The sequence below is a fragment of the Methylobacterium indicum genome, assembly GCF_001043895.1.
Classification (GTDB): Bacteria; Pseudomonadota; Alphaproteobacteria; order Rhizobiales; family Beijerinckiaceae; genus Methylobacterium; species Methylobacterium indicum.
The window spans coordinates 1-21,786 of record NZ_JTHF01000298.1 but is presented as its reverse complement, the minus strand read 5'-3'; the positions used below and the strand labels follow the sequence as shown (position 1 = coordinate 21,786).

The following is a 21,786-nucleotide window of genomic DNA, read 5'->3' as shown; positions in this document are numbered from 1 at the left end:
CCGCCGAAGCCGAAGGAGTTCGACAGCGCGATGTCGACGTTCCGCTTCTGCGCCTTGTGCGGCACGAGGTCGATCGCGGTCTCGACCGAGGGATTGTCGAGGTTGAGGGTCGGCGGCACTACGCCGTCGCGGATCGCCAGCACGGAAAAAATCGCCTCGATCGCGCCGGCGGCGCCGAGCAGGTGGCCGGTGGCGGACTTGGTCGAGGACATCGCCACGTCGGTGGCGTTGCCGAGCAGGCGCTCGACCGCCTTCAGCTCCAGCTCGTCGCCGAGCGGGGTCGAGGTGCCGTGGGCGTTGATGTAGTCGATCTCGGAGGGCGTGATGCCGGCGCGCTTGACCGCCGCGCTCATGCAGCGGAAGGCTCCGTCGCCGTCCGGCGAGGGCGAGGTGATGTGGTAGGCGTCGCCCGAGAGGCCGTAGCCGATCACCTCGGCGTAGATCTTGGCACCGCGGGCCTTGGCGTGCTCGTACTCCTCGAGCACCACCACGCCGGCGCCCTCGCCCATCACGAACCCGTCGCGGTCGCGGTCGTAGGGGCGGGAGGCGCGCTGCGGCTCGTCGTTGAATCCGGTGGAGAGCGCCCGGCAAGCGGCGAAGCCCGCGAGCGAGAGCCGGTTGATCGGCGATTCGGCGCCGCCGGCCAGCATCACGTCGGCGTCGCCGAGGGCGACGAGGCGCGCGGCGTCGCCGATGGCATGGGCGCCGGTGGAGCAGGCCGTCACCACGGAGTGGTTCGGGCCCTTCAGGCCGTGGGCGATCGAGACCTGGCCGGAGGCCAGGTTGATGATCCGGCCCGGGATGAAGAACGGCGAGATCCGCCGCGGCCCCTTCTCGAACAGCGTCACCGAGGCATCGTAGATGCCGCCGATGCCGCCGATGCCGGAGCCGATGAGGACGCCGGTGGCGCACTGATCCTCGTGCGAGGTCGGGTGCCAGTCGGCGTCGTCGAGCGCCTGGCCGGCCGCCGCCATCGCGTAGACGATGAAGGGGTCGACCTTGCGCTGCTCCTTGGCTTCCATCCACGTGTCGGGATTGAAGGTGCCGTCGCTGCCGTCGCCAAGCGGGATCGAGCAGGCGATCTTGCACGCCAGATCCGAGACGTCGAAGGCCTCGACGCGGGCGGCACCGCTTTGCCCCTCGATGAGGCGGCTCCACGTGACGTCGACGCTGCTTCCCAGCGGCGACACCATTCCGAGGCCCGTGACGACGACTCGACGCATCGCGTTATCCCGACCCGATCCCATGACGGAAGCGTTCTACCTGTTAGCGGAGGATCGCGGCGATCAGCCGGCGTTCTTCTCGAGGAACTTGATCGCGTCGCCGACCGTCTGGATCGTCTCGGCGGCGTCGTCCGGGATCTCGACGTTGAACTCTTCCTCGAACGCCATCACCAGCTCGACGGTGTCGAGGCTGTCGGCGCCCAGATCGTCGATGAAGTTCGCGTTCGGGGTCACCTTCTCGGGCTCGACGCCCAGGTGATCGACGACGATCTTCTTCACCCGGTCCGCGATATCGCTCATCGTGTAGGTCCTTAAGTTACTGCTCGTGGAACTGTTCGGAGCCGCCGCGTGCGGGCGGAGCCCCGGGGAGAGTTCGTCATGCGGCCGGCGCACCGGTCGCGCGTGTCGTGGAAAAGCCGCGGACGGCCGGTCCGTCAATCCCCTTGCACGGCCGGCGGGTGCTTAACACAGGGATTCCGCCCTGGCGAGGCCCGCTTCAGCTCCGGTTAAGGAACCGTGCCCCGCCGGAGGAATGGGCCCCGTGCCCTGGGGACAACCCGCCGGTCCGACGCAATCGATCGTCGTCAGTACATCGCCATGCCGCCGTTGACGTGCAGCGTCTGCCCGGTGACGTAGGCGGCCTCGTCGGAGGCGAGGTAGACCGCGGCGGCCGCGATCTCGGCGCCCTCGCCGAGGCGCCCCATCGGCACCGTGGCGAGGATGCCCTCGCGCTGCTTGTCGTTCAGCACGTCGGTCATCGGCGAGGTGATGAAGCCCGGGGCGATGCAGTTGACGGTGATCTTGCGGCTCGCCACCTCGGCGGCCAGCGCCTTGGTGAGGCCGACGAGGCCGGCCTTGGCGGCGGCGTAGTTGCCCTGCCCGGCATTGCCGGTCGCGCCCACCACCGAGCCGATGTTGACGATGCGGCCGTGGCGGCGCTTCATCATGCCCTTCACCGCCGCCCGCGACAGCCGGAACGCCGCCGTCAGGTTCACGGCGATCACGCTGTCCCACTCCTCGTCCTTCATGCGCAGGAAGAGGTTGTCGCGGGTGATGCCGGCATTGTTGACGAGCACGTCGAGCCCGCCGAGCGCGGCCTCCGCCGCCGGCACCAGGGCCTCGACCGCCGCGGTGTCGGAGAGGTTGGCTTCCAGGACGTGGACGCGCTCGCCGAGCTCGCCCGCGAGCGCCTCCAGGGCCTCCCGCCGGGTGCCCGAGATCGCCACGTGGGCGCCCTGGGCGTGCAGGGAGCGGGCGATGGCGCCGCCGAGGCCGCCGGTGGCGCCGGTGACGAGGGCCTTGCGGCCGATGAGGTCGAACATGGGATCCGTCTTTCTCAGAGCGTGAAGGCCGCGACCTCGGCCGGGCTGCCGACCGGCGTGGCCGAGGAGCCCGCCGCGACGCGCTTGACGAGGCCCGACAGCACCTTGCCGGTGCCGATCTCGTAGAAGGCGTCGACGCCGGCCGCGGCCATGGCCGCCACGCATTCGCGCCAGCGCACGGTGCCGGTGACCTGCTCCACCAGGGCGTCGCGGAGCGCCGCCGGCTCGGCAATCGGGGCAGCCAGCACATTGGCCATCACCGCCACCTTGGCGGGGCGCAGGTCGACGCGGGCGAGCGCCTCGCGCATCGCCTCGGCGGCGGGCGCCATCAGGCCGCAATGGAACGGCGCCGAGACGTTGAGCATCACCGCACGCTTGGCGCCGCGGCCCTGCGCCAGGGCGACCGCCCGCTCGACCGCCGCGCGGTGGCCCGACACCACGACCTGGCCGGCGCCGTTGTCGTTCGCCACGTCGCAGACGTCGCCCTCACGGGCCTGCGCCGCCACCTCGGTCGCCGCCTCGACATCGAGGCCGAGCAGCGCCGCCATGGCGCCCGAGCCCACCGGCACCGCCTGCTGCATCGCCTCGCCGCGCAGGCGCAGCAGGCGCGCCGCATCGGCCAGCGACAGGCTGCCGGCGGCGGCGAGGGCGCTGTACTCGCCGAGCGAGTGGCCGGCCACGAACGCCACGTCCCGGGCGAGGTCGAGGCCGCGCTCGGCCTCCAGCACCCGCAGCACCGCGATGCTGGAGGCCATCAGGGCCGGCTGGGCGTTGGCGGTGAGGGTCAGCTCCTCGGCCGGGCCCTCGAACATCAGGCGCGAAAGGTTCTGGCCCAGGGCCTCGTCGACCTCGGCGAAGACGGCGCGGGCGGCGGCGTGATCCTGAGCGAGGGCCGAGCCCATGCCGACGGCCTGGCTGCCCTGGCCCGGAAAGATGAAGGCGCGCGACACGTGCGGGTGTTTCCTGCCCTGAATTGAGTCGATGCGGCTGCGGGACGCAGCGATTGGGCGGCGCCAGTCGCAGAGCGGCAGGCGCTAGTCAAGCGTGGCCGGACCGTAAAAATTCATCGCCGCGTTCGGGGGAATCGTGCGAGCCGGACATGATCGCTCGCATGGGTCTCTGCGGAGGCCGGGCTGTTCGACAAGAAGGCACGGCGCGGGTTTCCCCCTCCCCCCTCTGCGGGGGAGGGTGGCGAACGCAGTGAGCCGGGAGAGGGGTGGCGCGACGCTGTTCCAAGTGGGCGCCCTTCACGAAGGCTCTGCCATATTCTGAAGCGTGGTTCCCCTCTCCCGCCCCGCATCCGCGGGGCACCCTCCCCCGCAGAGGGGGGAGGGAAAAACCCGCGCCATTGACTGTACCCATCCGCCCTGCACAGACCCACGCCGTCCCCATCCCCACCAAGCGCTTGTTGCAAAACGGCATGTCGTGTAGGGAGGCCGCTACTCCGAGATTTTCGTTTGACCAAGGAAGGGGTCGCGCATGGCTCGCGTCACCGTTGAGGACTGCATCGACAAGGTCGAGAACCGCTTCGAGCTGGTGCTGCTCGCCGGCCACCGGGCTCGCCTGCTCTCCTCCGGCGCTCCCCTCACCATCGACCGCGACCGCGACAAGAACCCGGTCGTGGCCCTGCGCGAGATCGCCGACGAGACCATCACGCCGGACGACCTCAAGGAGCAGCTGATCCACTCGCTGCAGAAATACGTCGAGGTCGACGAGCCGGAGGCCGAGACGGTGCCGCTGCTGTCGAGCTCGCCGGCCGCCGCCGCGGTGGCGCCGCAGGCCTCGGGCGACGGCGACGACATCCAGTTCGACCGGATGAGCGAAGAGGACCTGCTGCGCGGCCTCGAGAACCTCGCGCCCCCGACCGAGACGGAAGAAGAGGGCGACTGACGCCCCGCAGAGGCGGTTCGCGTCCCGGCGGGACGGCATCGTCCCCGCAACGAGTCCCGAACCCGGCCGAGAGGCCGGGTTTTTTCGTGTCCGCCGCCCGTGAAAGCGGGGCTGCCGCGACGTTTAGGGGCTGGCGCGACCGCACGTTCGGCTCGATATTCCCATCTGGACCTCCACAAGCGTCGTCGGCGTTCAGCGCAACCGGATCAGGATCCGGTACGCCGCGACGCCCCCGCGCCGGGCCCCAGGGCCCGGCACCCGTCGCGCGCTGCAAGGAGACCAACGGCGGATGATGCGCCAGTACGAGCTCGTCGAGCGGGTCAAGGCCTACAATCCCGGCGCCGACGAGGGGCTGCTGAACCGGGCCTACGTCTACGCGATGCGGGCGCACGGCACGCAGAAGCGCGCCTCCGGGGACCCGTTCTTCGCCCACCCGCTCGAGGTGGCGGCCATCCTGACCGACCTGCGGCTCGACGATGCCACCATCGTGGCGGCGGTGCTGCACGACACGGTGGAGGACACCGCCGCCACCCTGGACGAGATCAACCGGGTCTTCTCGCCGGAGATCGGCACGCTCGTCGACGGGCTCACCAAGATCAAGCGACTCGACCTCGTCTCGAAGCGGGCGGCGCAGGGCGAGAACTTCCGCAAGCTCCTGCTCGCCATCGCGGCGGACGTGCGGGTGCTGCTGGTCAAGCTCGCCGACCGGCTGCACAACATGCGCACCCTGCAGCACATGCCGGCGGAGAAGCGCGCCCGCATCGCGCAGGAGACCCTCGACATCTACGCGCCGCTGGCGAGCCGCATGGGCATGCAGGAGCTGCGCGAGGAGCTGGAAGACCTCTCCTTCGTCAACCTGAAGCCCGACGTCTACGCCACGATCGCCAAGCGCCTCGCCGACCTCTCGGCGAAATCCGAGCGCCTCGTCGAGAGCATCGAGCGCGACCTGATCGCCAAGCTGGCGCATGCCGGCATCACCGCGACCGTCAAGGGACGGCAGAAGCGCCCGTACTCGATCTGGAGCAAGATGGAGCGGAAGTCGGTCGCGTTCGAGCAGCTCTCGGACATCTTCGGCTTCCGGGTGATCGTCGACACGGTCGATACCTGCTACCGGGCGCTCGGCGTCGTCCACACGACCTGGCCGATGGTGCCGGGTCGCTACAAGGACTACATCTCGACGCCGAAGCAGAACGATTACCGGTCGATCCACACCACCGTGATCGGACCGAAGAGCCAGCGCGTCGAGCTCCAGATCCGCACCACCGCGATGGACGAGATCGGCGAGTACGGCATCGCCGCGCATGCCCTCTACAAGGACGGCGCGCCGCATCTCGCGACCGAGAGCGGCGCCTACCAGTGGCTGCGCCGCACCATCGAGCTGCTCGCCGAGGGCGACAGCCCGGAAGAATTCCTGGAGCACACCAAGCTCGAGCTGTTCCAGGACCAGGTCTTCTGCTTCACCCCGAAGGGCCGGCTGATCGCCCTGCCCCGGGGCGCCACCCCGATCGACTTCGCCTACGCGGTCCATACCGACGTCGGCAACACCGCGGTCGGCGCCAAGATCAACGGCCGCATCGCCCCGCTGCTGACCGAATTGCAGAACGGCGACGAGGTCGAGATCGCGCGGGCCGACGGCCAGATCCCGCCGGCGGCCTGGGAATCCCTCGTCGTCACCGGCAAGGCGCGCGCCGCGATCCGGCGCGCCACCCGCTCGGCGGTGCGCCGGCAATATGCGGGTCTCGGGCGCCAGATCCTCGACCGCGCCTTCGAGCGCGCCGGCAAGAATTTTTCCGACGAGAAGCTGCGCGGCGCCCTGCCCCGCCTCGCCCGCCAGTCGACCGAGGACGTGTTCGCGGCGGTGGGCCGGGGCGAGATGTTCTCCGGCGACGTCGTGAAGGCGGTCTATCCCGACTACAAGGACGAGCGCCGCGCGGCGAGCCAGCCCGCCCCGGGCGGTCCGCGGCCGCACGTCACCGGGGCCGGGCGCCTGTCCCTCGACAAGGACCAGACGGTACGCCTGACCTGGCCGGGCAAGGACGCGACCGGCAAGGACGGGGGCAAGGGGCCCGGTTCCGGCGGCGAGACCACGGAGGACGGCGCGATCCCGATCCGCGGCCTCGACAGCGACCTCCTGGTGCGCTTCGCCCCCGACGGAGGTGCGGTGCCGGGAGACCGGATCGTCGGCATCCTCACCCCGGGCGAGGGCGTGACCATCTACCCGATCCAGTCGCCGGCGCTCGCCGCCTTCGACAACGAGCCCGACCGCTGGCTCGACGTGCGCTGGGACGTGGACGGCGCCTCCAACCAGCGCTTCCCGGCCCGGCTCGCCCTGCAATCGATCAACGAGCCCGGCAGCTTCGCCCAGATCGCCCAGGTGATCGCCGACCACGACGGCAACATCGACAACATTTCGATGAAGCGCCGGACCCAGGACTTCACCGACGTGACGATCGACCTCGCGGTCTGGGACCTCAAGCACCTCAACGCCATCGTGTCGGAGCTCAGGGCCAAGCGGGTGGTGAGCCGGGTCGACCGGGTGAACGGATGAGACGTGCGAACGGGCAGGATTGCACCGGGGCCGGCAGGCTGCCACAAGCCCCGGCTCAGTGATCCCCGCCGACCGCTGAAGGCTTCCATGACCTCCGACGACGTCCTCGCCGAATTCCGCTCCGCCGGCGCCCTGCTGGAGGGCCATTTCGTGCTCTCCTCCGGGCTGCACAGTGCGGTGTTCCTGCAGAAGATGGCGATCTTCACCGATCCGGTGCGCACCGCGCGGGTCTGCGGTGCGCTCGCCGAGCGGATCGAGGCGCAGTACGGCCAGGTCGACTACGTCGTCTCGCCGGCGATCGGCGGCATCGTGCCGGGCTACGAGACCGCCCGGGCGCTCGGCGCCAAGGCGATCTTCGTCGAGCGCGATCCCGGCAAGCCCTTCGCCCTGCGCCGCGGCTTCACGATCCCGAAGGGTGCCCGGGCGGTGATGGTCGAGGACATCGTCACCACCGGCCTGTCTTCCCGCGAGTGCCTGGCGGCGCTGACGCAGGAGCCCGGCGAGGTGGTGGGCGCGGCCTGCCTGATCGACCGCTCGGGCGGCAAGGCCGATCTCGGCATGCCGCTCGTCGCCCTCGTCACCCTCGACATCCCGAACTACCCGGCCGACCAGCTGCCGCCCGAACTCGCCGCGATCCCCGCCGTGAAGCCCGGCAGCCGCGCCCTGCCGGCGGGCTAGAACCGGCTTGTCCCCGCTGTGCCGCCGCGCCGTCGCTTGACAGGCGCGGCGGCGCGTCCTTAGCTGGCCGGATTGCGGCCGTTGCCCGGTGTGCGGCACCCACGCGGTTTGTCCCTGCCCTCAATACTCCGGGGGCAGTGCATTGCTCGTAGCGGCTTTACTCGCAAGTCATTCTTTTCGTGCGGCCGTACCGCACCTTTCAAGGACATCGAATGCCCAATACGTCACGGAGCGCCCTGTTCATCGACGGCGCCAACATCTACGCGACCACCAAGGCCCTCGGCTTCGACATCGATTATCGCAAGCTCCTCGCCGATTTCAAGGCGCGCGAGAATCTGGTCCGCGCGTTCTACTACACGGCCCTGGTCGAGGATCAGGAATATTCCTCGATCCGCCCGCTGATCGACTGGCTCGACTACAACGGCTACCGGGTCGTCACGAAGCCCGTGAAGGAGTTCACCGACTCCACCGGCCGGCGCAAGATCAAGGGCAACATGGACATCGAGCTGACGATCGATGCCATGGAGCTCAGCCCCTATATCGACCACATGGTGCTGTTCTCCGGCGACGGCGACTTCCGGCCCCTGGTGGCGGCGATGCAGCGCCGCGGCGTGCGGGTGACCGTGGTCTCGACGGTGCAGACCCAGCCGCCGATGGTCGCCGACGAGCTGCGCCGCCAGGCCGACGACTTCGTCGACATCGTGCAGCTGATTCCCCGCATCGGCCGCGACCAGGGCGAGCGCCCGGCCCGCCCGCCCCGCTCGCTGGGCCCGGACGGCCCGCGGGACTACGCGCCCCGGGATGCGTCTCCCCGCGAGGCGCCCCGCCCGAGCGTCAACCTCGAGAACCGCTACGGCATCCGCCAGAACGACGAGGACGACGCCGAGGATTGATCCGTCCGGCGCGGGACCGGCCGTCAGCCGCCCGCCCGCGCCAGATCCTCCAGGCCGCGCCGGGTCTCGACCGGCGCGCTCCAGCCGAGCGCCGCGAGGCCCGCCGCCCGGGCGACGAGCGAACCGGCCAGCCGCTCGCGCAGGTCGCGCCGCCCGGTCAGGGCCAGGGCGCCGCCGAGGAGGGCTTCCGGCACCGGCACGAGGGCGGGCCGGCGGCCGAGCCCGGCCCGCAGGGCCCCGATCATCTCCGGCACGCTCACCGGCTCGGCTTCGGCGACGATCAGCGGCCGGCGCAGCGGCCCGGGCGCCCGCAGCACCGCATCGACCGCGTCGCCGAGGGACTCGACCGAGACGAGGGAGCGCCGCCCGGACAGCCCCCCGAGGGGGAGCGGGTACGGCATGCGCGCGAGCCGCATCAGCGCCGCCATGTTGCCCTTCTGGCCCGGCCCGTAGACCAGCACCGGGCGCAAGGCGGCGTAATCGATGTCGATCCCGGCGAGCGCCTCCTCGGCGGCGAGCTTCGAGCGCCCATAAGCATCGGTCGGGGCCGGAGCGTCGGCCTCGGTGAGGACGCCGTCGGCGCAGGGGCCGGACTGCGCCCGGATCGAGGACAGGAACACGAAGCGGCGCACCCGGGCGCGGGCGGCGGCCTGCGCGAGACCCCGCGTCGCCTCGGTGTTGAGGGTCCGGTAATCGTCCTCCGGCGCCCCCGACATCGCGTGGGCGAGGCCGGCGGAATGCACCACCGCGTCGGCCCCGGAGAGGGCCGCCGCCATGTTCTGCGGCCGGGCGAGGTCGCCGACCACCGCGCCGCTGATCCCCGGCGGTAGGTCGACGGGGCGGCGCAGCAGCACCCGCACCCGGTAGCCCCGGGCGGCGAGCGCCGTCAGGAGGTGGCGGCCGATGAAGCCGGTCGAGCCGGTCAGCGCGACGAGGGGTGCGGTCATGCGGGGGGCGTCCGGGTGGCGGGCAGGGCGAAGAGCCGGAGCAGGGCCGCGACGAGCCCGGCACCGAGGGCGAGGCTCGCCAGGGAGACCGGCCAGCCCGGCGCCGCCAGGGTGATGCCGGCCAGCAGCGCCAGGGCGAGGTTGAGCCCGAACACCGCGCCGACCACGACCGGCACCGCGCGGCCGTTCGTGGTGGCGCGCTGGTAGAAGTGGCTGCGATGGGCCTGCCAGACCGGCTCGCCCGCGAGCGCCCGGCGGCCCAGGGTCAGGGTCGCGTCGGCGAGGTAGTAGAGCGGCAGCAGGATCGCGGCGGCCAAGCCCCCTTCCCCGGCGAGCCGGTAGAGGATCCAGGCGACGAGGAGGCCGATCGGCAGCGAGCCGACATCGCCGAGGAAGAGTCTTGCGACCGGCCGGTTGAACGGCGCGAAGCCGAGGAGCCCGCCCAGCAGGGCGGCGGCCGCCACGGTCGCCTCGCCCGGCAGGTGCCCGGCAAGGCCGAACACCGTGAGGGCGCCGAGCACCGGCACCATCTCGGCCACCGTCATCCAGTCGAGCCCGTCCATGAAGTTGACGAGGTTGACGAACCACAGCCCGGCCAGGACCGCGAGCCCGTATTCGAGCCAGGACGGCAGGGCCGGGACGAGCGGCGCACCGCCGGAGGCCGAGAGAACCAGCACGACGCAGGCCGCCTGGAGCGGCAGGCGCAAACCCGCCGACAGGGGCCGGATGTCGTCGACGGCGCCGACCACCGCGAGCGCCAGGGTGCCGGCGGCGAGCGCCGGGATCTCGGCCCCCATCGCGCCGGACAACCCGAGCAAGACCGCGAGGGCCGCCGCCACCACGGCGATGCCGCCGCCCTGCGGGGTCGGGACCCGGTGGCTCGACCGGGCGTTCGGCCGCGCCAGGGCGTAGCGCAGCAGGAGCGGGCGGAGCGCCACGATCAGGCCGGCCGACAGGGCGGCGGCCAGGAAAACGGCCAGGAGGATGGCGGCCAGGGGGGAGAGCGGCATGCGGCGGGGCGTGACTCGGGCAGGGCCGGCCGCGGACGGCCGTCCCCACCCCTACCCCACCGGCACCGGCGCAGCCAGGGCGTCAGGCCGGCGAGGCCAGGGGCTTGCCCGCCTCGACGATGTAGGTGCTGACGAGGCGCACCGGCCGGTCGCCGCTCTTCGAACCGCCATGGGGCACGCCCGGCGCCACCTGGAACCCGTCGCCGGCCTTGAGCACGCGGGTCGGCTGGCCCTCGATCGGCAGTTCGATCTCGCCCTCGACGATGTAGCCCGATTCGATTCCCGGATGAGTGTGGCGGCCGACCAGCACGCCGGGTGCGATCTCGACCTCGGCGGTGATCGTGACATAGCCCGGCGCCGGCCCCTCGCTCCGGCCGAGGATCTTGCGCGTCACCCCCGGCGTGGCAGCGGGGGGCGCCGTCTGCGCCCCGGCATCGGTGGCGAGAAACCCGGTCAGGCTGCAGATGGCACAGGAGGCCAGCCCGGCAAAGCCGCGGCGCGTCAGCATGGTCTCACTCCCTCGGGCGCGCTCTTGGTCGATCGGCGCGGTACCGGAAGCTTGCGCGCGGCTCTCCGACAGTCAAGGCATGGGGATCGACTTGAAGCCCGGGCCGGCGGGATTTCGGGTCGACTGGTAGATGGCGGGCCGGATCGGACCCGAAGGAGACGAGGAGGTCGCGCGGGACCATCGGGCCTCCGCCGGCTCAGCGTTCGAGGGACTTGAGGTCGCGCATCAATGGCTCGCCAGGCAGCAGATCGGCGTGGTGCGCAGGATATCGCGGGTGGCGCCGCCGAAAGCCCATTCGCGCAGGCGCGAGTGGCCGTAGGCGCCCATCACGATCAGGTCGGCCTCCTCAAGGGCGGCGAATCCGAGGAGGGAATCGGCTGCGCCGAGCGTCTCCCCCGGCAAGAGGTGGGCGGTGGCCGCGATGCCGTGCGCGGACAGGTAGGCGACGACGCCCTCCGCGCCGCCGCGACGCGCGTCCGCCCCAACGGCGACGACGTGGACCCGCTCCGCGCCGGCGAGGAACGGCAGCGCGTCCCGGACCGCACGGCGCGCCTCGCGGGTGTCCTTCCAGGCGACGACGACGCGCCGAGCATCGAGCCGTTCGAGCCCCGGCGGCACCGCCAGGACCGGGCGGCCGGCCTCCATGAGCACGATCCCGGCCGAGACCCCGAGCGGGCCCGGATCCCCGTCGGCCGGCCCCTGCCGCCCGACCAGGACGAGGTCGGCGCCGCGCGCCTGCTCGGCGAGGAACGCCGAGGGCGAGCCGAGGCCCGCGTGCCAGGAACGCGCGGCGATCCCGCCGGCCTCCCGCTCGAACAGCGCCTTGGCGCCGGCCAGGTGCTCGCGGGCCCGCTCCTCCTCGCTCGCATAGAGGTCGTCGGCGAGAAGCAGCGCCTCGCCCACCGGCATCGGGATCGGCACCGGGCAGGCGGCGACGCCGGAGAGCCGTGCCCCGAAGCGGGCGGCGAGGCCGGCCGCGAGCTGGATGCGATCCGCCGCGGCCGCGCCGAGATCGACAGAGACCATGAGGGTGGCGAGCGTCATGACGACCTCCGGCGTGACGATGCGCCCGGTCTCCCCGGGCCGCGACCAGTCTCGCGCCGGGCCCGGGCCCGGACCTTGATCCAGCGCAAGGCGTCCGCCGGGGTCGCACGACCTCCGATGGCCTCCTTCGCGATGCGGACATCCCCGTCGCGGATCGCGACCCGTCTCGGACGTCGAGAGCATTTTTGACGAAGCGGGTGCCGGTTCGTTGCAGAAGATTCAGCCGTCTCAGTGACCGAGAGCGCTGCGCGATGGCAGCGCGATCGTGCCGTGCTCTCGTCGCCGGGTGCCGGCGAGCGGTCGCGGGCGCACCCGCCGGCCCGTCGAGCCGGGACGGCGTTGCGGGGGTCGACGAGCATCTGGCGGCGCACCCTCGATCGTCGGGTTCGACGCCGCGGCGCCGGCGGCGATCGCGGATTTCCGCCGCGCGTGACGGCGCGCGTGAAGGGGGCGGCCCACCGGGCCGTCCCCTCGATCGACCGCCGTGGTCCGGCGACGTCCATGACTCGGATCGTCGTCATCAGACGCGCGCAAGACAATCGCCCGACAGATAGCCACCTGCCTTAGCCGGCAATCGTCGTGCCGATCATTCCCAACAGATCATTCCTGGAACTGCTTTAAAGTTTATCGACGGGCGACCTTGCATTTTAAGGCCAAGCTTGCTCGCGACATCGTTTCGTGCAGACTGTGCCGCACGCCCGACACGGTGCATCGACGGAGAGACGACCCGCCGCATGAGCCTGACGACTGCACAGATCCTCGACCTCGCCCCCGACGCCGCGAGCCGCAAGGCCGGCCAGGACCAGGCCAAGCCGCCGAAATGGAGCGGCCTCGGCCGGGCCGGATCGGTGATCTGGGGGGAGATCAAGGGCAGCGGCGCCAGCCCCTACCGCACCGTCGCGGACCTCGCCGGGCCGGCCTCGAAATGCACCTGCCCGAGCCGGAAATTTCCCTGCAAGCACGCGCTGGGCCTGATGCTGGTCGATGCCGCGGCCCCCTTGCCGGAGGCCGAGGCGCCGGACTGGGTCGCCGCCTGGGCCAAGGGCCGCGAGAGCCGCGCCGCCGCGGCCGAGACGCGGGCCGCCGAGCCGGCCAAGCCCGTCGACGAGAAGGCGCAGGCCCGGCGCCGCCAGGCCCGCGAGGACAAGGTCGCGGCCGCCCTCGACGAACTGGATCTCTGGCTGCGCGACCTGATGCGCCGCGGGCTCGCGGCCGCCCGCACCGAGCCCTACGCCTTCTGGGACCGCATGGCCGGGCGCCTCGTCGACGGCCAGGCCCCCGGCCTCGCCCGCCGGGTGCGCGCCCTGCCGGGCCTGATCGCGGCGGGCCCGCAGGCCGGCGCCGCCCGGCCGGAGGCGGCCCTGGGCCTGGCGCTGGGGCGCATCGCCCTCCTGGCGCGGGCCGCGCGCCGCCTCGACGCGCTCTCGCCGGAGCAGGCGGCGGGCCTCCGGGCAGCCTTGGGCTATCCCGTCACCGCCGAGGAGATCGCGGCGAGGCCCGACCAGGTCGACGCCTGGGCGGTCCTCGCCCACACGGTCGAGGAGGAGGACAAGCTCACCGCCCGCGCGGTCTGGCTCGTCGGCCGCCGCAGCGGCGCCGTGGCGCAGGTGCTCGATTACGGGACCGCCGGCTCGCCCCTGCCGCCGGCCCCCGCCGCCGGCCAGGATTTTTCCGGCGCACTCGTCTTCCATCCGGGCGCGCCGCCCTTGCGCGCCGTCTTCCGGGACGGTCGCGCCGGCCCGGCCGCCGCCGCGATCCTGCCGGGAGGCGGCAGCGTCGCGGCAGCGCGTGACGGTTTCGCGGGCGTGCTGGCGCAGGCACCCTGGACCGAGAGCTGGCCGGTGCGGCTGTCCGGCATGCGCCTCGGCCGGCTGCCGGGCCCGGCCGGCGCCGCCCCGGCCTTCGCGGTCGGCGACGAGACCGGCTGCCTGCCGCTGCGGGCCGATCCGCGCCTGCCGAGCCTGATCGCCGTCGCGGGCGGACGCCCCTTCGATCTGTTCGGCCTCCATGACGGCCACGGGGTCGCGCCGCTGGCCCTCGTGGCGCAAGGCCGCCTCTACGCGATGCCGGCCCAGGCGTCGCAGCCGGTGCTGCTGCAGGTGGCGTGATGGACGCGACCGTGATCGCCGCGGACGGCTGGGAGCCGATCCTCGCCGCCGCCCTCCTCGGCGCCGAGCGGGCGCCGCCCGCTCCGCCCGGGCCGCTCGCGGACCTTATCACCGAGCCCGATCCCGGCGCGGCCCTGCTGGCGCGGCTCGCGGCAGAGGGCCTCCATCATCTCGCCGGGCTCGACCTCGCGCCCGACGCGATGGCACCGCTGGCGCCGCGGGAAGCGGCCGGGCGCGACTGCCCGCCGGCCGCGGCGATGCGGCTCTACGGCCTCCTCGGCGGCGGCCACGCCGCCCGCGAGCGCCTGCGCGAGTGGTTCGACCTCGCCGCCGCCGCGCGGATGCGCCCGCCGGCCTGGCTGCACCAGGCCCTGATGCTCCAGGGCCGCACCCTGCCGGAGACGGCCCGGGCCGTCGTCGGGCCCGAACTCGCCTGGCTCGCCGGCGCCTGCGGCGAGGCGCCCGAGGATGAATCGGACGAGGCGCCGGACGACTGGACCGTCGGCAGCCTCGCGGAGCGCCGCGCGGCCTTCGCGGCCTTCCGGGCCCGCGACCCGGACGGCGCACGCGCCGCCCTGGAGCCGGTCTTCCGCAAGGAGAAGGCCGACATGCGCGAGGCCCTGGTCGGGGCGCTGGCCACCGGCCTGTCGCCGGCCGACGAGCCCTTCCTCGAAGCCTGCCTCGACGACCGGGCCGGCGGCGTGCGCGAGGCGGCGCAGCGCCTGCTGCCGCTTCTCCCCGGCTCCCTCTACGCCTCGCGCATGGCCATGCGGGCGGCGACCGCGCTCGTGATCGAGACCAAGACGCGCCTTCTGCGCAGCGCGACGCACGACCTCGTCGTGACCTTGCCGGAAGACTCGCCGACGCTCGCCCGCGACGGGGTGACGCCGAACCAGTGGGAGCAGCGCGGCGGCGGCATCCGGGCCGGGCTCCTGCGCGACATCCTGGCCCGCACGCCGCTGCGCGCCTTCGCGGGCCACCCGCCGCGGCTGTGGCTCGAACTCGCGCTGCGGGGCGAGTGGTCCGAGCCGATCCTGAAAGGGCTGTTCGAGACCATCGCGCGCGAGGGCGACCCGGACTGGACCCGGGCCGCCATCGGTCTCCTGGCCGAGGCCTACGAGGGCAAGGTGGCGGGCGTCCGGCGCACCAACGAAGTGATCGGCCGCTGGGTGCGGGCCGTCGACCTCCTGCCCGACGCGGAGTGGGAGGCGGCCGTGACGGAGCTGATCCGCGCCCGCAAGATCGAGGTGGTCCTGGCGATGATCGGCAGCGGGCCCGAGAGCTTCTCGGAGCGGTTCAGCGCCGCGCTGATCGACTGGCTCGCCTTCGTCGTCCGCGGCTCCGACGACCTGCGCCGCGACCTCGCCAAGCCCTGGGTGATCGGCCGCCTCGGCGAGCGGCTCTGGCCGGGCGAGGCCATCGCGGCGAGCGCGGCGGCCCTCGCCGCCCGGCTGCCGGAGCAGGAGGGCGACCGCCTGCGCCCGCAGGTGACCGCCCTCTCCGAGACCCTGGATCTGCGCGTCGCGATGCGGCGCGAATTCGAAACCCCGACCGAGGAGACCGCCCGAGGATGACGTCGAGCACCGGATCCAAGAGCACGGGAAGTCACGCCGCCGGATCGAAGGCGGCGCAGCTGCGCCAGGCCGCCGAGGACGCCTTCGCCGAGGAGATCGCCGCCCTGCGGACGGCCGACGACCGGCCGCGCCCGCCGAACTGGCAGATGTCGCCGCAAGCGGTCGTCACCTACCTGATGGGCGGCCGGCTCGATTCGGGTCTCGACATCACCCCGAAATACATCGGCGACCGGCGCCTGATGGAGGTGGCGGTGGCCACCCTCGCCACCGACCGGGCGCTGCTGCTGCTGGGCGTGCCCGGCACCGCCAAGAGCTGGGTCAGCGAGCACCTGGCGGCAGCCATCTGCGGCACCTCGCGGCTGATCGTCCAGGGCACCGCCGGCACCAGCGAGGAGGCGATCCGCTACGGCTGGAACTACGCCCTCCTGCTCGCCAAGGGGCCGAGCCGCGAGGCGGTGGTCGGCTCACCGATCATGCGGGCGATGAACGAGGGCCGCATTGCCCGGGTCGAGGAGCTGACCCGCATCCCCTCGGAGACCCAGGACAGCTTCATCACCATCCTGTCGGAAAAGACCTTGCCGATCCCCGAGCTGAACGAGGAGGTGCCGGCCCAGAAGGGCTTCAACCTCATCGCCACGGCGAACAACCGGGATCGCGGCGTCAACGAGTTGTCGAGTGCGCTGAAGCGCCGCTTCAACACCGTGGTGCTGCCGCCCCCGGCGACGATCGAGGCGGAAATCGCGATCGTCGAGAGCCGCGTCGCCTCCCTCGGCCGCGCTTTCGAGATCCCGGCCGAGCCGCCCGGGGCCGACCAGATCCGCCGCGTCGTCACGATCTTCCGCGAGTTGCGCGAGGGCGTGACGGTGGACGGCAAGAGCAAGGTCAAGCAGCCCTCCGGCACGCTCTCGACGGCGGAGGCCATCAGCGTCGTCGGCAGCGGGCTGGCGCTCGCCGCGCATTTCGGCGACGGCCGGCTCTCGGCGGCCGACCTCGTGTCGGGCATCTCGGGCGCGGTGGTGAAGGACCCGGTCCAGGACGCGATCGTGTGGCGCGAATATCTCGAGACCGTGGTCAAGGAACGCGACGGCTGGAAGGATTTTTATAAGGCCGCCCGCGCCAGCGCGTGACCTCGCAGGCTGCGCGATCGCTATCCGTTCGGCAGCCTCACCTCGTCTCTCCCACCCCGAACCTCATCCTGAGGTGCCGGCCGATCGGAGATCGGTTGGCCTCGAAGGAGGGCTCCAGAAGCCTCGGCGATCCCTGGAACCCTCCTTCGAGGCTCCCTCCGGTCGAATGCGATCTTCGATCGCCAGCACCTCGGGTTGAGGCCGCGGGCGGGACGCTCCGCACGATCGGTCAAACAGGCTCCCCGCGACGATGCCCGACATCCGCCTCTTCGGCATCCGCCATCACGGCCCCGGCTCGGCCCGCTCGCTCCAGGCGGCGCTCGCGGACTTCGCGCCCGATTGCCTGCTGATCGAGGGGCCGCCGGATGCCGATGCGCTGATCCCCCTCGCCGCCCATGAGGCGATGGCGCCGCCGGTGGCACTCCTCGTCTACCGGCCCGACCGGCCGCGCGACTGCGCGTTCTTCCCCTTCGCGGCCTTCTCGCCCGAATGGGTGGCGATGCGCCACGGGCTCACGGCGGGCGCCGCGATCCGCTTCATCGACCTGCCGCACGCGATCCAGCTCGCCGACGGGTTCGGTGCGCCGCCGGAAGGCGGGGCTGCGCCGATCGAGGCCGAGCCGGTCGCCGAGGCGGCGGAGGATCCCGCCGGCGCGCTGCCCGCCCCGGCCGCGATCCGCCGCGACCCCCTCGGGGAACTCGCCGCCGCCGCCGGCTATCCGGATGGCGAGCGCTGGTGGGACGCCCTGGTGGAGAGCCGGGCCGGTGCCGATGGCGACGTGTTCGCGGCGATCGCCGAGGCGATGGCGGCCCTGCGCGACGGACCCGACCCGGAGGACGGAATCCGCGAGGAGGCCCGCGAGGCGCATATGCGCGCGGCGATCCGCAAGGCCGCCAAGGAGGAGTTTTCGCGGATCGCCGTGGTGTGCGGCGCCTGGCACGTCCCGGCGCTGGCGCGCCACGACGCCAAGGGCCAAGCCTCCGCCGACACCGCCACCCTCAAGGGCCTGCCCAAGACCAAGGTCGCCGCCGCCTGGGCACCCTGGTCCTACGAGCGGCTGGCCACCGCCTCCGGCTACCGCGCCGGGGTGCTGTCGCCGGAATGGTACGACACGCTCTGGCACCACGAGGGGCGGGTCGCCGCCCGCTGGCTCGCCCGCGCCGCCGCTTTGCTGCGAGAGGAAGACCTCGACGCCTCGCCGGCGTCGGTGATCGAGGCGGCGCGCCTCGCCGAGGCGCTGGCGGCGTTCCGGGGGCGTTCCCGCCCCTCCCTCGACGACCTCGACGAGGCGACGCAGGCGACCCTCTGCTTTGCCGATCCGGGGCCGATGGGGCTGATCCGGCGCAAGCTCGTCATCGGCGAGCGGCTGGGCGCCACCCCGCCCGGCTGCCCCGGCACGCCGGTGGAGGCCGACTTCGAGGCGCAGTGCAAGCGCCTGCGGCTGAAGCCCGGCGCGTCTGCCGGCGACCTCGTCCTTGACCTGCGCAAGGAGACGGATCTCGCCCGCAGCCACTTCCTCAACCGGCTGGCGCTGATCGGCGTGCCCTGGGGCACGCGGCGCGAGGCGCGCGGGCGCGGCACCTTCAAGGAGGCGTGGTTCCTCGCCTGGCAGCCCGACTGGGTGGTGGAGCTGGTCGCGGCCTCGGCCGAGGGCGGCACGATCGCGGAGGCCGCCGCCTCCCGGGTGAAGGGCCGGGCGCGGGGCGCGCAGCGCGTCTCCGACCTGTCGGGCCTGATCGGCACGCTGCTCGACGCCGACCTGCCCGAGGCGACCGCCCAGGTGACCCGGGCGCTCGACGACCGCGCCGCGGTCTCGGCCGACGTGTTCGACCTCATGGAGGCGCTGCCGGCTTTGGCCGAGCTCGCCCGCTACGGCTCGGTGCGCTCCTCCGACACCGAGCCGGTGCTCGCCGTGGTGCGGGGTCTGGTGCCCCGGGCCGCCGCCGGCCTCGTCGCCGCCTGCCAGAGCCTCGACGACGATGCCGCGCATACCGCGAAGACGCGCATCGTCGCCGTCTCGGGCGCGGTCGCGCTTCTCGAAGACCCGGAGCTGAAGGCGACCTGGCAGGACGCCTTGCGGGCCCTCGCCGACCAGGAGCACGTCCATGGCCGCGTCGTCGGCCGGGCCGTGCGGCTCCTGTTCGACGACCGCGCCATCGAGGCCGAGGAGGCCGGTACCCGCCTGCGCCTGGCTCTGTCGCGGGCCGCCGGGGCCGCACCGGCCGCCGCCTGGATCGAGGGCTTCCTGGAAGAGAGCGGCCCCGTCCTGATCCACGGCCAGGGCCTGCTCGGCATCGTCGACGAGTGGCTGTCCGGCCTCGACGAGGCCCTGTTCACCGAATTGCTGCCGCTGGTGCGCCGCACCTTCGCGACGCTGGCCCCGGCCGAGCGCCGGGCGATCGGCGAGGCGCTGGCGCGGGGCGGCGGCCCGGGTGCGGGGAGCGCGGACGGGCCCGAGGGCTTCGACGCGGCACGCGCCTCGGCCGTGCTGCCGATCCTGCGCCTGCTGCTCGGGCCTGCCACGACGATGGGAGACACGGCATGAGCGAGACCGACCGCCTGCGCCGCTGGCGCCTCGTCCTCGGCGGGGGCGCGGCGGAGGGCACCGGCTGCTCGCTGGGCGAGCGCGACCTCCATCTCGACCGGGCGCTGGGCGCCCTCTACGATTCCGACCGCAAGGGGGGACTGGGCGCCTCCGCCCCCTCCGTGCCGCGCTGGCTCGGCGACATCCGCGACTACTTCCCCGCCTCGGTCGTGCAGGTGATGCAGCGCGACGCCTTCGAGCGGCTCGACCTCAAGCGGATGCTGACCGAGCCGGAGATGCTGGAGGCGCTCCAGCCCGACGTGAACCTCGTCTCGACCCTGATCTCGCTTCGCGGCCTGCTGGGCGGGCGCACCAGGGAGACCGCCCGCCTCGTGGTGCGCAAGGTGGTGGACGAGCTGATGAAGCGGCTGGAGGAGCCGGTGCGCCAGGCGGTCACCGGAGCGATCGACCGCGCCAGCCTCAACCGCCGGCCGCGCCACGCCGAGATCGACTGGCACCGCACCATCCGGGCGAACCTGCGCCACTACCAGGCCGAGTACCGCACCATCATCCCGGAGACCCGGCTGGGCCACGGCCGCAAGAGCCGCGGCTCGTTGAAGGACGTGATCCTGTGCATCGACCAGTCCGGCTCGATGGCGAATTCGGTGGTCTATTCGAGCATCTTCGGGGCGGTGATGGCCTCGCTGCCCGCGGTCTCGACCCGGCTCGTGGTGTTCGACACCCAGGTGGTCGATCTCACCGACGAGCTGGACGATCCCGTCGAGGTCTTGTTCTCGGTCCAGCTCGGCGGCGGCACCGACATCAACCGGGCGATGGGTTACTGCGCGTCGCGCATCACCCGGCCCGAGGACACCATCCTGGTGCTGATCTCCGACCTCTACGAGGGCGGGGTCGAGGCCGGGCTGCTGGCCCAGGCGCACCACCTCGTCTCCGCCGGCGTCCAGGCGGTGGCCCTGCTGGCCCTCTCCGACGAGGGCGCACCGGCCTACGACCGGGCGCTGGCCGCCCGCCTCGCCGGCCTCGGCATGCCGGCCTTCGCCTGCACGCCCGACCTCTTCCCCGACATGATGGCGGCGGCGATCCGCAAGCAGGACCTCGCCGCCTGGGCCGCGGGCGCCGGCATCGCCGCGGTGCCGCCGGTGGGGCACGACGGGACGGCGTAGCCCGCCCCTCGCCCTGCGGGCTCCCCGACACGCCAGGGCTGTCGGAGGAAGGTGGCACGCCTCCCCTCTCCCACAGGGGAGAGGGGAGGCCGCGCCTTGACTGCAAGAGTTTCTCCAAACAGCGCTGCCGTGGGCGACGGGAGGCGCGCCACCGCCCGGCCGATCACGGCCGCGCGCCGCGGCCCCCGCACGATCCTTGCGAAAACGTGAACGGATCCACCGCGTCAGCCGGCGCCTCACCCCAGATTCTTATTCCACGATGCCGCGTGCGCGAGAACACATCGCACCGCAGCACGCCCGCCTATATTCCAGTCACCGCAAGAGAGCGGGCCACAGATCCCGGTCCGCAGCGCACACAGGAGCCTGAATACCAGATGAAGACCCGTATCGCCGCTGTCGTCACCGCTTTTGTCCTTGGCGTCGCCCCGATCTCGTCCGCCATGGCATTCAGCGCGAACTCCCCGGCCAACCCGTTCGCCCCGCGCGACGTCGAGACCACCGGCTCGATCGGCGCGATCGGCTCGGCCAACACCAGCGTGCCGTTCTACGGCGCCTGCCCGATGAGCTCGGCCTCGGAGGGCAATGCCAACCAGCAGAACTTCCCGGTCAAGCAGTACGGCCAGACCTCGGGCGGCCACCGCTGCTAACGGAGACCCATCGATGAGTGAGATGAAGCTTCTGCGCGCCGTGTCCTACGGCATGATCGGTGTCCTGGCCGGCGGCCTCGCCATGACGGCCTTCGGCACCGCCAGCGCCCTGATGAACATGTAAGGACCGACCGACAAGGAGAGGACCGCCCCCCGGGGGCGGTCCTCTTTCGTATGCGCAGGACCGGCGGCGATCGTCACCGTGGCCTGAAATACACACACCCTCCGGAAGCTCCGGCTTACCCGGAAATCGCCGCAAACCGCCGTCACCTCTTCGACCCGACGGCGCGAGGCTCACGTCGGCCCCGGGCCGCACCGTCCGGTGCTCGATCGGGCGGGCAAGCTTGGCACTTCGTTAAGCACTCACTCGCATCCTCGCGCCCACATCCTTCGGAGACCCTCAGCGTGCGCGCTCTGACCTCTCACGGCCTTCCGCGCCTCGGCGCGGGCGCGGCGCTCGCCGCCGCCCTCTTCGTCACCGCCGCCCCCCAGGCCCAGGCCCGCGACAATGTCGGCGCGGCGATCATCGGCGGCGCGGCGGCCGGCATCCTCGGCGGCG

At 72.7% G+C, this 21,786-nt stretch carries 18 protein-coding genes; 10 read left to right on the top strand and 8 right to left on the bottom strand.

Going from position 1 to position 21,786, the window contains the following annotated elements:
* From fabF to fabD, 4 genes are all read right to left on the bottom strand, one after another.
* Positions 1–1,223: beta-ketoacyl-ACP synthase II (fabF, locus tag QR78_RS27905; RefSeq protein WP_048430878.1), on the bottom strand; the 1,223-nt coding region annotated here is incomplete at its 3' end.
* Positions 1,224–1,286: 63 nt separating this feature from the next.
* Positions 1,287–1,523 carry an acyl carrier protein gene (locus QR78_RS27900; protein WP_048430877.1) on the bottom strand — a complete coding sequence of 79 codons (237 nt, stop codon included), beginning with the start codon at positions 1,521–1,523 and terminating at the stop codon, positions 1,287–1,289.
* Positions 1,524–1,807: 284 nt separating this feature from the next.
* Positions 1,808–2,545, bottom strand: coding sequence for a 3-oxoacyl-[acyl-carrier-protein] reductase (fabG, locus tag QR78_RS27895; protein ID WP_048430876.1), 738 nt, complete (start codon positions 2,543–2,545; stop codon positions 1,808–1,810).
* Positions 2,546–2,559: 14 nt separating this feature from the next.
* A complete protein-coding gene (gene fabD / locus QR78_RS27890; protein ID WP_048430875.1) occupies positions 2,560–3,495 on the bottom strand; it encodes an ACP S-malonyltransferase in 936 nt (311 codons plus the stop codon).
* Between the two features lie 529 nt (positions 3,496–4,024).
* On the opposite strand from fabD, the gene rpoZ reads away from it, so the two are divergent.
* The 4 genes from rpoZ (at position 4,025) to QR78_RS27870 (ending at position 8,554) form a co-directional block, all read left to right on the top strand.
* On the top strand, positions 4,025–4,435 hold the full coding sequence (gene rpoZ, locus QR78_RS27885; protein WP_048430874.1) for a DNA-directed RNA polymerase subunit omega: 411 nt from the start codon (positions 4,025–4,027) through the stop codon (positions 4,433–4,435).
* A 289-nt stretch (positions 4,436–4,724) separates the two neighbouring features.
* The gene (locus QR78_RS27880; RefSeq protein ID WP_048430873.1) at positions 4,725–6,983 is read left to right on the top strand and encodes a RelA/SpoT family protein; all 2,259 of its coding nucleotides are present in this window, start codon (positions 4,725–4,727) and stop codon (positions 6,981–6,983) included.
* A gap of 87 nt (positions 6,984–7,070) precedes the next feature.
* Positions 7,071–7,661, top strand: coding sequence for an orotate phosphoribosyltransferase (gene pyrE / locus QR78_RS27875; protein WP_048430872.1), 591 nt, complete (start codon positions 7,071–7,073; stop codon positions 7,659–7,661).
* A 212-nt stretch (positions 7,662–7,873) separates the two neighbouring features.
* Positions 7,874–8,554 carry a LabA-like NYN domain-containing protein gene (locus QR78_RS27870; RefSeq protein ID WP_048430871.1) on the top strand — a complete coding sequence of 227 codons (681 nt, stop codon included), beginning with the start codon at positions 7,874–7,876 and terminating at the stop codon, positions 8,552–8,554.
* Between the two features lie 23 nt (positions 8,555–8,577).
* Here QR78_RS27870 and QR78_RS27865 read toward each other — a convergent pair whose 3' ends face one another.
* From QR78_RS27865 to QR78_RS27850, 4 genes are all read right to left on the bottom strand, one after another.
* Positions 8,578–9,501 carry an NAD-dependent epimerase/dehydratase family protein gene (locus QR78_RS27865; protein WP_048430870.1) on the bottom strand — a complete coding sequence of 308 codons (924 nt, stop codon included), beginning with the start codon at positions 9,499–9,501 and terminating at the stop codon, positions 8,578–8,580.
* Positions 9,498–10,511, bottom strand: coding sequence for an MraY family glycosyltransferase (locus QR78_RS27860; RefSeq protein WP_048430869.1), 1,014 nt, complete (start codon positions 10,509–10,511; stop codon positions 9,498–9,500). The genes QR78_RS27865 and QR78_RS27860 overlap by 4 nt, the downstream gene beginning before the upstream one ends.
* Positions 10,512–10,593: 82 nt before the next feature.
* Positions 10,594–11,019 (bottom strand): cupin domain-containing protein, encoded by a 426-nt coding sequence (locus QR78_RS27855; protein WP_048430868.1) that lies wholly within the window; start codon positions 11,017–11,019, stop codon positions 10,594–10,596.
* Positions 11,020–11,244: 225 nt separating this feature from the next.
* On the bottom strand, positions 11,245–12,063 hold the full coding sequence (locus QR78_RS27850) for a universal stress protein (RefSeq protein WP_048430867.1): 819 nt from the start codon (positions 12,061–12,063) through the stop codon (positions 11,245–11,247).
* Between the two features lie 734 nt (positions 12,064–12,797).
* Here QR78_RS27850 and QR78_RS27845 point away from each other — a divergent pair.
* From QR78_RS27845 to QR78_RS27820, 6 genes are all read left to right on the top strand, one after another.
* Complete coding sequence (locus tag QR78_RS27845; RefSeq protein ID WP_048430866.1) at positions 12,798–14,171, top strand: SWIM zinc finger family protein; 1,374 nt, start codon at positions 12,798–12,800, stop codon at positions 14,169–14,171.
* Complete coding sequence (locus QR78_RS27840; protein WP_048430865.1) at positions 14,171–15,745, top strand: DUF5691 domain-containing protein; 1,575 nt, start codon at positions 14,171–14,173, stop codon at positions 15,743–15,745. Before QR78_RS27845 ends, QR78_RS27840 begins: the two co-directional genes overlap by 1 nt.
* Entirely contained in the window at positions 15,742–16,872 is a 1,131-nt protein-coding gene (locus QR78_RS27835; protein ID WP_048430864.1) for an ATP-binding protein, read from the top strand. Before QR78_RS27840 ends, QR78_RS27835 begins: the two co-directional genes overlap by 4 nt.
* A 250-nt stretch (positions 16,873–17,122) precedes the next feature.
* The gene (locus QR78_RS27830; protein ID WP_048430863.1) at positions 17,123–19,417 is read left to right on the top strand and encodes a DUF5682 family protein; all 2,295 of its coding nucleotides are present in this window, start codon (positions 17,123–17,125) and stop codon (positions 19,415–19,417) included.
* Positions 19,414–20,580, top strand: coding sequence for a VWA domain-containing protein (locus tag QR78_RS27825; RefSeq protein ID WP_048430862.1), 1,167 nt, complete (start codon positions 19,414–19,416; stop codon positions 20,578–20,580). Before QR78_RS27830 ends, QR78_RS27825 begins: the two co-directional genes overlap by 4 nt.
* Positions 20,581–20,954: 374 nt before the next feature.
* On the top strand, positions 20,955–21,227 hold the full coding sequence (locus QR78_RS27820; protein WP_048430861.1) for a hypothetical protein: 273 nt from the start codon (positions 20,955–20,957) through the stop codon (positions 21,225–21,227).
* Positions 21,228–21,786: the final 559 nt, after the last annotated feature.

What these genes read in the sequence shown, in the direction of transcription:
- rpoZ (WP_048430874.1), top strand. Translation starts at nt 4,025, where the DNA reads ATGGCTCGCGTCACCGTTGAGGACTGCATCGACAAGGTCGAGAACCGC.
- QR78_RS27855 (WP_048430868.1), bottom strand. Translation starts at nt 11,019, where the DNA reads ATGCTGACGCGCCGCGGCTTTGCCGGGCTGGCCTCCTGTGCCATCTGC.
- QR78_RS27860 (WP_048430869.1), bottom strand. Translation starts at nt 10,511, where the DNA reads ATGCCGCTCTCCCCCCTGGCCGCCATCCTCCTGGCCGTTTTCCTGGCC.
- QR78_RS27850 (WP_048430867.1), bottom strand. Translation starts at nt 12,063, where the DNA reads ATGACGCTCGCCACCCTCATGGTCTCTGTCGATCTCGGCGCGGCCGCG.
- QR78_RS27820 (WP_048430861.1), top strand. Translation starts at nt 20,955, where the DNA reads ATGAAGACCCGTATCGCCGCTGTCGTCACCGCTTTTGTCCTTGGCGTC.
- QR78_RS27825 (WP_048430862.1), top strand. Translation starts at nt 19,414, where the DNA reads ATGAGCGAGACCGACCGCCTGCGCCGCTGGCGCCTCGTCCTCGGCGGG.
- QR78_RS27880 (WP_048430873.1), top strand. Translation starts at nt 4,725, where the DNA reads ATGATGCGCCAGTACGAGCTCGTCGAGCGGGTCAAGGCCTACAATCCC.
- fabG (WP_048430876.1), bottom strand. Translation starts at nt 2,545, where the DNA reads ATGTTCGACCTCATCGGCCGCAAGGCCCTCGTCACCGGCGCCACCGGC.
- QR78_RS27900 (WP_048430877.1), bottom strand. Translation starts at nt 1,523, where the DNA reads ATGAGCGATATCGCGGACCGGGTGAAGAAGATCGTCGTCGATCACCTG.
- QR78_RS27835 (WP_048430864.1), top strand. Translation starts at nt 15,742, where the DNA reads ATGACGTCGAGCACCGGATCCAAGAGCACGGGAAGTCACGCCGCCGGA.
- pyrE (WP_048430872.1), top strand. Translation starts at nt 7,071, where the DNA reads ATGACCTCCGACGACGTCCTCGCCGAATTCCGCTCCGCCGGCGCCCTG.
- QR78_RS27840 (WP_048430865.1), top strand. Translation starts at nt 14,171, where the DNA reads ATGGACGCGACCGTGATCGCCGCGGACGGCTGGGAGCCGATCCTCGCC.
- QR78_RS27865 (WP_048430870.1), bottom strand. Translation starts at nt 9,501, where the DNA reads ATGACCGCACCCCTCGTCGCGCTGACCGGCTCGACCGGCTTCATCGGC.
- QR78_RS27870 (WP_048430871.1), top strand. Translation starts at nt 7,874, where the DNA reads ATGCCCAATACGTCACGGAGCGCCCTGTTCATCGACGGCGCCAACATC.
- QR78_RS27845 (WP_048430866.1), top strand. Translation starts at nt 12,798, where the DNA reads ATGAGCCTGACGACTGCACAGATCCTCGACCTCGCCCCCGACGCCGCG.
- QR78_RS27830 (WP_048430863.1), top strand. Translation starts at nt 17,123, where the DNA reads ATGCCCGACATCCGCCTCTTCGGCATCCGCCATCACGGCCCCGGCTCG.